This is a genomic window from Sphingomonas sp. 2SG (genome assembly GCF_005503285.1).
GTDB lineage: Bacteria > Pseudomonadota > Alphaproteobacteria > Sphingomonadales > Sphingomonadaceae > Sphingomonas > Sphingomonas taxi.
Window position 1 is genome coordinate 21051 of sequence record NZ_SCMZ01000020.1, and the last position, 11142, is coordinate 32192.

General features: G+C 62.1%; 6 protein-coding genes and 1 pseudogene. 2 read left to right on the top strand and 5 right to left on the bottom strand.

The genetic code is table 11. The annotated features are described in order from the left end of the window. Window positions 1-60: 60 nt before the first annotated feature. Complete coding sequence (locus FFS23_RS10115; protein ID WP_249340618.1) at window positions 61-2172, top strand: alpha-galactosidase; 2112 nt, start codon at window positions 61-63, stop codon at window positions 2170-2172. Here the strand turns inward: FFS23_RS10115 and FFS23_RS10120 are convergent. From FFS23_RS10120 to FFS23_RS10140, 5 genes are all read right to left on the bottom strand, one after another. Next, window positions 2169-3188: a LacI family DNA-binding transcriptional regulator gene (locus FFS23_RS10120; protein WP_137898524.1), complete on the bottom strand. Its 1020-nt coding sequence runs from the start codon at window positions 3186-3188 to the stop codon at window positions 2169-2171. The two genes, FFS23_RS10115 and FFS23_RS10120, sit on opposite strands and share 4 nt — an antisense overlap. 78 nt (window positions 3189-3266) lie before the next feature. Beyond that, window positions 3267-5825: a TonB-dependent receptor domain-containing protein gene (locus tag FFS23_RS10125; protein WP_137898525.1), complete on the bottom strand. Its 2559-nt coding sequence runs from the start codon at window positions 5823-5825 to the stop codon at window positions 3267-3269. Window positions 5826-5936: 111 nt separating this feature from the next. Beyond that, window positions 5937-7514, bottom strand: coding sequence for a tryptophan halogenase family protein (locus FFS23_RS10130; RefSeq protein ID WP_137898526.1), 1578 nt, complete (start codon window positions 7512-7514; stop codon window positions 5937-5939). A gap of 191 nt (window positions 7515-7705) precedes the next feature. After that, window positions 7706-9262, bottom strand: a complete 1557-nt coding sequence (locus FFS23_RS10135; RefSeq protein ID WP_137898527.1) for a family 43 glycosylhydrolase — start codon at window positions 9260-9262, stop codon at window positions 7706-7708. 230 nt (window positions 9263-9492) lie between these two features. Continuing rightward, window positions 9493-10386, bottom strand: coding sequence for a LysR family transcriptional regulator (locus FFS23_RS10140; protein ID WP_137898528.1), 894 nt, complete (start codon window positions 10384-10386; stop codon window positions 9493-9495). 143 nt (window positions 10387-10529) lie between these two features. On the opposite strand from FFS23_RS10140, the pseudogene FFS23_RS10145 reads away from it, so the two are divergent. After that, window positions 10530-10940, top strand: a pseudogene (locus tag FFS23_RS10145) (aldo/keto reductase); the annotation flags it as partial. Between the last annotated feature and the right edge of the window lie 202 nt (window positions 10941-11142).

Below are 11142 nucleotides of genomic sequence, written 5' to 3' on the forward strand. Positions count from 1 at the left end.
CCGTTCGTGGTTCTGGCGATACCGGCGCAGGCGCGGGTTACGGCAGCGCCGGGCGCGCGGGTGTTCCGGCTCGATGGCAACGGCGTGACCTATGCACTCGGTATAGACGACAAGGGCTATCTGCGATCGATCCACTGGGGCGGTGCCGTAGCCGAGAGCGATCCCATCGTCGTGCCGATCGTCACCGAACCGTCGAGCTTCGATCCGACACCCACCGTGACGGCGCAGGAGTTTCCGGGACAAGGCGAAGGGCTGGTCACCGAACCGGGCGTCAAAGTTGCGTTTGCGGACGGCCATCGCGACCTCGTCCTCAAATACCGCAGCCACCGCGTCGATGGCGAAACGCTGACGGTCGAACTGGCCGATATCGCCCAGCCCTTCACGGCGACCCTGCGCTACACGATCGATCCCGACACGGGCATCCTCGCGCGCTCGGCGACCATCCACAACGGCAGCCGTCGTCCGGTGCGGGTCGATCAGCTCGCCGCGGCAGTGTTCACGCTGCCGAGCGGCGACGATTATCGTTTGGACTATCTGACCGGGCGGCATGCCGCGGAATGGACGTTGAAGACGGTGCCGGTCACGCCGGCCCTGACGGCGATCGAAAGCCGGCGCGGCCTGACCGGCCATGGCAACAACCCATGGTTCGCGATCGGCAAAGAGGGCAAGACCGCCGAGGAAAGCGGCCCCGTGTGGTTCGGCGCCCTCGCCTGGTCAGGCTCGTTCCGGATCAGCGTCGCCCAGGACGTGCTTGGTCGGGTGAGGATTGCGGCGGGGTACAATCCTTACGATTTCGCGTGGCGATTGAAGCCAGGCGAAACGCTGGAGACGCCGGTCTTCTATGCCGGATATTCGGATCATGGCATGGGCGGCGCATCGCGTACCTTCCACGATTTTCAACTCGCACACATTTTGCCGGACCATGCCCGCGCGAAGCTGCGCCCGGTGCTGTACAACAGCTGGGAAGCAACCGCGTTCGACGTAACGGAATCAGGCCAGATGGCGCTGGCGGAGAAGGCGGCGGCGATCGGCGCCGAGCGGTTTGTGGTGGACGATGGCTGGTTCGGCGCACGTGACAGCGACCGCGCCGGACTGGGCGACTGGACCGTCAACCCGCGCAAATTCCCCAATGGGCTGAAGCCGCTGATCGATAAGGTGAAGTCGCTCGGTATGGATTTCGGCCTGTGGGTCGAACCGGAATCGGTCAATCCCGACAGTGACCTGTATCGCAGGCATCCAGATTGGGTGATCGCCTTCCCCGGGCGTCCCCGCACCGAAGCGCGCAACCAGCTCGTCCTGAACCTCGCGCGTGCCGATGTCCGCGCGCATGTCCTCGGCTGGCTCGACCGGCTGGTGAGCGAGAACGACATCGCCTTTCTCAAATGGGACGTCAACCGCCGCTGGACCGAACCGGGCTGGCCCGGGCAGGCACCGGAGGATCAGCAAAGGCTTTACGTGGACTATGTCCGCAACCTGTACGCGATCCTCGATACGCTGCGGCAGCGCCATCCGGGCCTGGAAATCGAGGGGTGCGCGGGGGGTGGCGGCCGCGTCGATCTGGGGATGATGGCGCGGGTCGACGAGGTTTGGCCATCGGACAATACCGATCCATCGGACCGGCTCGCAATCCAGGACGGCTTCACCCGCGCCTATGCGCCCGCAACGATGATGGCGTGGGTGACCGATAGCCCCAATTGGGCGAACACGCGTGTCACCTCGCTCGACTATCGGTTCCTGTCCGCGATGCAGGGCGGGCTTGGGATCGGCGCGAACCTGATCAAATGGCAGGCGGAGGACTTCGCGACCGCGACGAAATGGATCGCTGCCTACAAGACCATTCGCCCGACCGTGCAGCGCGGAAAACTCTATCGCCTGGTAAGCCCCGATGCGTCGGTCTCGACGTCCGCGACGATGTACGTGGGCCGGGATCAGCGACAGGCGGTGCTGTTCCAGATGCTGCATTCATCGATGTGGCGCGACAACCCGGGTGCGATCCTGCCGTTGGGGCTGGCGCCTGAACGGCGCTACAGGGTGCGGATGCTTGGTGGCGGTGCACTGCCGGCAGGCATACCCATGATCGCTAGCGGGCGCTATTGGATGACGCAGGGCATTCGTGCGCCGCTCAAGGGTGATTTCGTGGGAGCGGCCTTCGTTTTCGAGGCGGCACCCTAGGCACTGTCGCGAACGATCAGGCGAGGCGTCATTTCCAGAGACGGTGTGTCTTCACCCTTCATCCGCGCGAAAAGCGCGTCGATCATGGCGGTGCTGCCGATCGCGAGATCCTGGCGGACCGTCGTGATCGACGGGATCATCTGTTCGGTAAAGGGCAGATCGTCGAAGCCGGTGACCCTGATGTCGCCCGGTACGGAAAGGCCGCGTTCGGTCAACGTGCGGATCGTCTGACGCGCTATGACATCGGAGGCACAGGCGATCGCGTCGATCTTTCCCGAAACCCGGTCGAGGTTCGCGGCGATCTCTTCGCCCATCACGTCGGATGCCATGTGCGTGTCCAGCTGGATCGGTAGCGCAATGCCCGCCGCTTGGGCCGCGGCACATAAACCGCGGTGGCGTTCGGTAATCTCGAGTGTGCGGATTTCGCCCATGAAGGCGATGCGGGTCGAGCCCCGGGCGACCAGATGCTCGCCGACCAATCGGCCGCCACCGAAGTTGTCGACGCCGATCGCGCAGTGCCGCTGGCCCGGCACATGACTGCCCCATACGACCAACGGCTGGTAATCCTGTGCGACGGCTTCGATGACGTCGAACTGGTCGGATTGCCCGATGAGCAGGACGCCATCGACCATCCCGGATCGGACCACTCGGCTTAGCCAGTCTTCGGCATCGGGGATGATGCGCGACAGCATGATGTCATAGCCGCGCTCGGTCAGCGCATCGGCAAGATGCCCGAACAGCGTCAGGAAAAACGGGTCGGAGACATGCTGACGGCGTTCGTGACCGAGCGGCACGGCGATGCCGATCACACCCGTACGTTGCGTTCGCAGCCGGCGAGCCATCTGATTGGGTTGGAAGTTGTGCTGCGCCGCGAGCGCCTCGATCCGCAATCGCGTTTCGTCGTTCACCACCGTGCTGCCGGCGAGCGCGCGCGATACCGTACCCGCGTGGACACCGGCGAGACGCGCGAGATCCGCAAGGGTTCGAATGGTGACGCCGGGCTTTGCTTTCGTCATGTGGCCAGCACTAACCCGGCGACAATCCAAACAAAAGGACGGAGCACGGCGTTGCCGCACTCCGTCCGTCGGGGAGGATCAGAAGCGGTAACGGACCGAGCCCGTGACCGTACGGCCATAAAGAGCGGTATTGCTGAATACGGCGCTGGAGGAGGACAGGATCGGGCTGAGGCTGCCGCCACCACGGAAGCCGAGCTTGTCGAACAGGTTGTTGACGTTGAGGCCCAGCTCGACGCGCTCGACCGGGCGTACCGTCACGAAGCCGTTGACGAAGGTCGACCCCTTGATCGTGTAGAGGTTGAAATCGTCCGACTTGGTGCTGGTCTGACCATTCACGCTGACGCCGAAGGCCACGATCCCGGCGTCGTACGATGGCGAAACGACGAAGAGGAATTCGGGAAGCCCGCCCGGACGATTGCCGACCAGCGCGGCCGTGCCGCTGCTGGTGATCTTGGAATTCGAATAGGTCGCATCCGCGGCAAGGTGGAAGTTGCCCGCGGTGACCCGGCTGGTAAATTCGATACCGTAAGACCGATAGCCGTTCGAGATGTTCGGATCGTTGTTCGGGGCCGGCAGGCTGATGCGGGTGAAGTCGTAATTGTTTTCGGTCAGCGTGGAGTGGAAGCCGGTGATCTCAACCGAATAGGATCCACCGAACACTCCGCCACGCTGCTTCAGCCCGATTTCCTGCTGATTGAGGAAATTGACGGACGTCGATTGGCCTTGCGCGTTCAGTGATCCGTCGGCGTTGAAATTGCCGGACAGTACCCGGCGATCGGCGTTGAAGCGGCCGCCGCGGCTGGCGCGCGCGAACACGCTGGTGCTGGTATCGAAGGCGTAGAGCGCGCCCAGCGACCAGCTGACATAATGGTCCGTGTAGTCGATGTTCTCGACCGTGTTGCTCAGCACCAGCGACGGGATCAGCGCCGATCCCAGCGCATCGGCGACACGCGTCGTCGGCCCGGCGACGCCACCCTGCGCGGTGCCCTCGCCATGTACACTGTCATAGCGGATGCTGGCATCGAGGTTCAGTCCGCCAAGCTCGTAACCGACCTGCAGGAACGGCGCGGTGTCGGTATAGGTCAGGTCGACGCGCCGCGCGCAGCAGCTGCCCCAATTGTCGTTGAACCCTGCCTGGCCCGCGGCGGTCAGCTGTGTACCGGTGGTTGAGAACAGGTCGAGCGGCGCGGCGTTCTCGCCGTTCAACTCGCTGTACTGGCGATTGACGTGCCAGTCCTGCACGATGTTTTGCTTCATCAGGAACACGCCGGTCGTCACCGTCGCCTTGCCCGGCCCAACATCGAACTTCCCGTTCAACGTCAGGTTGTTGACGAAGTTGTTCATGTTCTTCATCAACGTGTTGATGTTCGGATTGGTGTTGACGTAGGTGCCGGTATAGACCTGTCCGACGTTCGGACCCGCGGCATAGCGGAGCGAGCCCACCGTGCTGCCGTTCACGGTCGAACCGATCACGCCGCCCGCGCCTGTTCGGGTCGCGACGTTGATGAACTGGGTGGTGAAATTGCCGTTGATCCACTGATAGCGGATGCTGTCGTCGATCGTGATATTGTCGGTCAGGTCGTAGTGGATTTGCGCGCCGATGCCGGTGACGCGCGGGTGGATGCCCTGCACCTCGGCATTCTTGACGCCGCCGCCATCGTAATCGAGATACTGGAAGCTGCGGTTGTAGATGGAATAGGACGAACCATCGCGACCGTCGAAGGTCGGCAGCGGTGAAAACCCGGTGATCTTCGTGCCGCTATAGGTTGCGAGCGACGGCGTCGTGGTGTTGGTCGGTGCCTGTTCGTCGAGCCGCTTGAAGTTCAGCCGGATGAAGCCGCGATTGTCGGCAAAGTCCTTGGTGAGGTTCGCCTTGATCTGGTAACCCCGAAGAATGTTGAAATTCTCGTTGGTCAGCCCGCCGCCGTTGCGGGCATAGCCACCGATATGGAAGCGCGTCGTGTCGTCGATGGGAGCGCCGTAATCGAAGTCGACGCGATGTTCGCGATAACCGAGGCCGTTGCTGTACGCGACCTGGCCGCCGGCCTTGTCGCCGGTCTTGCTGAGATAGTTGACGACGGCGCCCGGTGCCTGACTAGAGAAGGTCGAGGCGGAACCGCCACGGACGGCCTCGACGCGCTGGACGTTCTGGTCGAAGCGCAGCCAGTAATCGTTGTTACCGAAGTTCATGTCACCGAACAGCACGACGGGCAGGCCGTCCTCCTGCAAGGCGACATATTCGGAACCACCGGTCGACACCGGGATGCCGCGTACGCCGATATTGGCATTGCCGCCCGGACCGGCGGTATCCGAAGGTTGCAAGCCCGGGATGTTGCGGAGCACTTCGGCTTCGGAACGCGGCGTAAAGTTCTGGATCGCTTCCTGGCTGATCTGCGATACCGAGATCGAGCTGCGAAACCGCGAGCGTTCGCCGCTGGTCGCGGTGACGACGATGTCGTCGCTCTGCAGGCCCGCGTCAGGGATATCGCCCGCCTGGGTCACGGTGTCCGCACCGGTGGCGACGGGATTGGCGGTGGAGTTGGTCGCCTGAGGATCGGCGGTCTGCCCTGCAAAAGCAGGAGACGCCGCCAGCATCGCGATCGGCGACGTGCAGGCCAGCAGAACCTTCATCTTCATGGCAATCCCTCCTCGAACGCCCCGCTCCGGGGGCTATGGAATCGCACATACCAGCTTCACAATCGTTTGCAACACATTGTGCAAAGGATTGCAGCATGCTTGCCTCACATTTTATGCCATCGACCGCGTAAGACGTTGGAGGTAGCTCTCATGGGTCGGCATCGACCGTGCCATCGTCGCCATTGCTTCCGACAGGCGACCGATAAACGTGGTGCTTGCCGCCGCGGCTTTGGAACTGTCCAGCAGAGGGTCGGAACCAAGGGGATGGTTCAATTGGCCGATGTGGACGGCCAGCCAACTCGCGGGGCCGAATAGATCCATATCTCGGGCGATGAGACGGCCGCCCTGCCGGAAATGAGCAATCTTCAGTGCCAGCGTATCGGGTATCGTCATCGCCGCGCAGTCCCTCCACAGCGGCGCATCGTCACGCGACGTCAGCTTGTAATGCAGGATCAGGAAATCACGGATCCGCTCATATTCGGTGATAGCCACGCGATTGTACTCGTCGATCAGTAGCGGACTGAAATCTCGTGTTGGAAAATAGGCGAGCAGTTTGGCGATACCGGTTTGAATGAGGTGTATGCTCGTAGACTCAAGCGGCTCCATGAAGCCGCTTGCCAGTCCGATCGCTATCACGTTCCTGCTCCAGAACGTGCGACGGCGGCCGGTGGTGAAACGCAGCAGGCGGGGCTCGGACAGCGCCTCTCCGTCGAGGTTCGCCATGAGCGTCGCCGTGGCTTCGTCGTCGGAGATATGGCGACTGCAATAGACATAGCCATTGCCGGTTCGATGTTGGAGCGGGATACGCCATTGCCATCCGGCCGCGCGTGCGGTGGATCGTGTATAGGGCGTCATACCGTCTCCCCCTGTGGCGCAAGGCACGGCCACCGCACGGTCGCACGGCAGCCAATGTGTCCAGTCCTCGTAACCTGTGGCCAGCGCCCCTTCGATCAGCAGGCCTCGAAAGCCCGAGCAATCGACGAAGAAATCCGCATCGATCCGCCGCCCGTCCCGTAAACCGACGTGCGCGACATGGCCGGTTTCCCCGTGCAGCGCGACGTCGCCGACCCGGCCCTCCACGCGACTGACGCCACGTGCTTCGGCATAGCGGCGCAGGAAAGCGGCGTAGAGGCCGGCATCGAAATGATAAGCGTAATCGAACGTCGAGGCGACGCTGCGCGGGTCCGTCATCGGCGCGGCGAACCGCCCCCGGCTGGCGGCGGCCCAAGCCATCGACAGATCATCGAGCGGGATCGTGGATCCCGCCGCGCGTGCCGCCAGCCAGTGCTGATGCACCGCGACCAGATCGAACGGTTTGCCGAACGTACCAAAGGGGTGGAAATAACGATGCCCCAGCTTGGCCCAATCAACGAACTCGATGCCGAGCTTGAAACTACCTTTGGTCTCGCGAAGGAAGTCCGCCTCCGCGATGCCAAGCGTGTCATTGAACAGCCTGATCGGCGGGATCGTCGCCTCACCTACGCCGACGGTCCCGATCTCATCGGACTCGACAAGAGTGATTTGGCACCGCTCGCCAAGGGCATGCGACAATGCCGCGGCGGTCATCCATCCGGCCGTACCACCCCCAACGATCAGAACGGAACGAATTGCAGCATTCGTATCATCCACGCCGCTTACCCCTTCGGTATCCCCTCGTGCGCATTCCGATGCCCATCGAGCCTCACCCATAGACGTCAAAAATTTCTCTGCAATCGAATGCGAAAGGGTCGAATTGCAGACTGGAGGGGTCGAGCGGCGAACCGCACTTCCGTGCGCTGCTTCAGGCCGTCACCGCAGCAACACCCGCCGGGCGTTGGAAAAGATGGCAGGGTCCGACATCGCCCGTCGGGTACCGGAGTATCAGGGACGAAAGTCGATCCTTACGCCAGCGCAGCCGAATAGCGGAAGTCGCGAAGGCGTACCTCACCTTTACCGGCCGCATATATACCGAGCCGCAGACTAAGGAAGCTGCCGAACACATTATGGTGGAACCCCGAGACCTCCATTCGCGTGTCGTGCCGCGTCCAGTTCCGCCCTTCATCGGTAGAGTAGGACTGCGTGACGACATGCTCGTCATTGCGTAGACGAAGGCGCAGGGTCCGCGTCTTATGCGGTTTGCGTGCCCAGCGAAGCTCATCCGAATATTCGAATAGCTTGAGCGTGTCGGCAGTAAACCCCATCCCGACGTATGCTTTGTGGTTGTAGAACAACAATAGCCCCGCTTCCGCGTCTCCGATGAGATCGAGGGAAACCTCCGCTTCATAGGAACGATCGCCCACGATGCAGGTCAGCGGCGATGAATCGCCAGGCGACGCCCCCGTCGCGCGGATGAGGAGACCGTCGGGCTCGTATCGGGCGCGCCCAGCCTCGCCTGCGGCCGGCTCGTGGAAGCTCCATTGTACGCCCATGCGATCACGCGAAAAATCGTCGGTCAGTGCCGGCGTGGAAGGGCCACCCTGCCCCTTCAACGGCTTGGGCATGGGTTGCGACAAGTCGCCGCCTTTTGCCCTGAACCAGCCGTCTGCGGTCCATTCGATCGGCGCGAGCAAGGTCTGACGACCCAGCGTCCTGAACCCGTTCTCGTAACCGTGATAGACCATCCACCAGTCACCACCCGGCCCTTCTACCAGCGTGGCGTGGCCGCGCGACCACCATGGTTCGTCCGTCGAGATGGTACGCACCAGAGGGTTATGGGGGCAGTGTTTCCACGGTCCGTTCACGGAGCGGGATCGGGCCGCGATGACCATATGCCCCGTCGCCGGACCGGCGGTGCCACCAACAGCGGTAACGAGATAGAACCAGCCATTCCGTCGCAGCAGCTTGGGCCCTTCGGGTGCGAAGTTTTCCGTCACCCAGTCATCTGGATAGTGCCATGGCGCATAAGCGGGTTCGAGGACGCCATCCGTCGCCAGGCCATCGGCGCGCAGCCTGATCCGCTTCACGCCATTGGTAAAAAGGTAGCGCCGGCCGTCTTCGCCGACAATGTGCCCCGGATCGATCTGCCCCATTATGCCAAGGTCAATGGGCTTGCTCCACGGCCCGCGGATGTCGTCGGCCCAAATCACGAAGATCGACCAGCCCTTCCCCATGGGATCGGCGGGAATGTAGATGAAGTAGCGGCCATCGTGTTTCACCAGATCCACCGCCCAGATCACGCCGAGATTGTCGTGCAACGCCGGGCCGATCGGCGCCCAATTCACCAGGTCGGTCGAGTGCCAGATGACCAAGGCAGGATAGGAATAGAAAGACGAAAACGTCATGTAGTAATCATCGCCATCCTTCAGGATGGTGGGATCGGGATGGTCGCCTGCCACGATCGGATTGCGGAACATGCCATTGCCGAGGTCGGCCTTGCGTTGTCCGTCAGCCCCGACGCCCCAGCGCTTGCCGCTCTTGGCTGCTGCCGCGGATGCAGGATCACGGGGGATCGCAGACATAGCAGGCACCAGCGGACCAGCTAGCGCTGCCTTCAACAGGCTACGTCGAGGAAAAGTCAAAGCCGGTCTCCGAGACTGTTTCTTCTTGGCAAGGTAACGTCAGGTTGCGATCACTTTGCCCAGCAAGGCGCCGCTGCAAACAGCTTTTGCACAGATAGACGGATCTGACGATTGCACCTGGATGGATTTGAGAGCGAACCGCATTTGACGCGTTCGAAATCTTTACGGCGTCAGCTCCGATACCGCAGCGCTTCCAGCACCAGGCTGAAGGCCGGTGAAGGCTGTTGGCGGCAGGGATAGTAGAGGTAATAACCGTCGAACGGCTCGCACCAATCGTCCAATATTTTTATGAGCGAGCCATCCGAGAAATGGCGGGCGACGTGGCCATCGACCGTGAACGCTATACCGCGTCCAGCCAGTGCCGCCGCGACGATCAGGTCGGGATCATTGAATACGAGCTGGCCTTCTGTCTTGACCCTCAGCTCCTTGCCATCGCGCTCGAACTCCCAAGCATATAATCCGCCCGATGTTGCCATGCGCAAGCTGATGCAATTCTGCCCGGCAAGATCGTAAGGGGTCTGTGGCGTTCCGTGCCGTTCCAGATAGGCTGGCGCAGCGAACGCGGCCATGCGTGGTTTCGGACTGATGGACACCGCGATCATGTCTTGATCGAGGCGCTCGCCCAGTCGAACGCCGGCATCGTATTTGCCGCTAACAATGTCGACGAGACCATTTTCGATATTCACTTCGACGTTGATGTCGGGATTGTCGGCCGTAAGCTGGTTTATCACGGGCCAGAGCACCGCCCGCGCGGCGTGAGCGCTGGACGTGATCCGTACGGTCCCAGCAGGTCGGGCGCGCAATTCAGTCAGTGATGCGAGCTTGTCGTCGATCTCGTCAAAAGCCGGCCGCAGTGTTTCGATCAGACGCTCGCCCGCCTCGGTGGGAGCGACACTCCGCGTCGTTCGTGTCAGCAGCCGCAAACCCAGCTTTGCTTCCAGCCGCCGCATCGAATGGCTAAGCGCGGATTGCGAGATGCCGAGTTTGGCCGCAGCTTTGGTGAAGCTGCGCTCCTCCGCCACGGCCAGAAACATGGTCAGATTGCCCAGCTCCTCGCGTTTCATGTCAGGCTTTCCACGATAAGTTTCATGACATTTTGTCATAGGCCCAAGCGATTTGCCCTGTCTAATCCTTATAAGCCCTTCAGATTACATCTCATCCACGGGGCTCAGCCGGTCGGACCCCACGGAATGAGGCAGAATTGATGATGCAGAAGCGCACACTGGGCCACGACGGACTGGAAGTGTCAGCACTTGGCCTTGGATGCATGGGACTGAGCTATGGCTATGGCCCTGCCACGGATCGCGCCGAGGCGATTTCGCTGATCCGCGCTGCGTATGATCGCGGCGTCACCTTCTTCGACACCGCCGAGGCCTATGGGCCGGGAGACAATGAAGAGGTCGTTGGCGAAGCACTGGCGCCGGTTCGAGATCAGGTGGTGATCGCCACCAAATTCGGCTTCGAGAACGGCAAGCCAAGCGATGGCCTGAACAGCCGTCCCGATCGGATTCGTCAGGTCGCTGACGAGGCGCTGTCCCGGCTGCGCACCGATCGCATCGACCTTTTCTATCAGCACCGTGTCGATCCGGCCGTACCGATCGAGGACGTAGCCCGCACTGGTCCCATCTAGAGGATGTGCTCGGCGCGGTCGATCGCTGGGTGCGCGCGACCGCGCATCTGCCGGCGGGCGCCTATTCGGTGATCCAGATTGTCGAACGCATGAGCCCCGATCAGCGCTCGCGCTGGTTTCTGCCGTGGCTAGCACATTGGATCCAGGTCCACGGGCCTGATGAAAGCTTTTGGTCCTACAACGGGTTGGG

What these genes read in the sequence shown, in the direction of transcription:
- FFS23_RS10120 (WP_137898524.1), bottom strand. Translation starts at nt 3,188, where the DNA reads ATGACGAAAGCAAAGCCCGGCGTCACCATTCGAACCCTTGCGGATCTC.
- FFS23_RS10125 (WP_137898525.1), bottom strand. Translation starts at nt 5,825, where the DNA reads ATGAAGATGAAGGTTCTGCTGGCCTGCACGTCGCCGATCGCGATGCTG.
- FFS23_RS10130 (WP_137898526.1), bottom strand. Translation starts at nt 7,514, where the DNA reads ATGGGTGAGGCTCGATGGGCATCGGAATGCGCACGAGGGGATACCGAA.
- FFS23_RS10135 (WP_137898527.1), bottom strand. Translation starts at nt 9,262, where the DNA reads ATGTCTGCGATCCCCCGTGATCCTGCATCCGCGGCAGCAGCCAAGAGC.
- FFS23_RS10140 (WP_137898528.1), bottom strand. Translation starts at nt 10,386, where the DNA reads ATGAAACGCGAGGAGCTGGGCAATCTGACCATGTTTCTGGCCGTGGCG.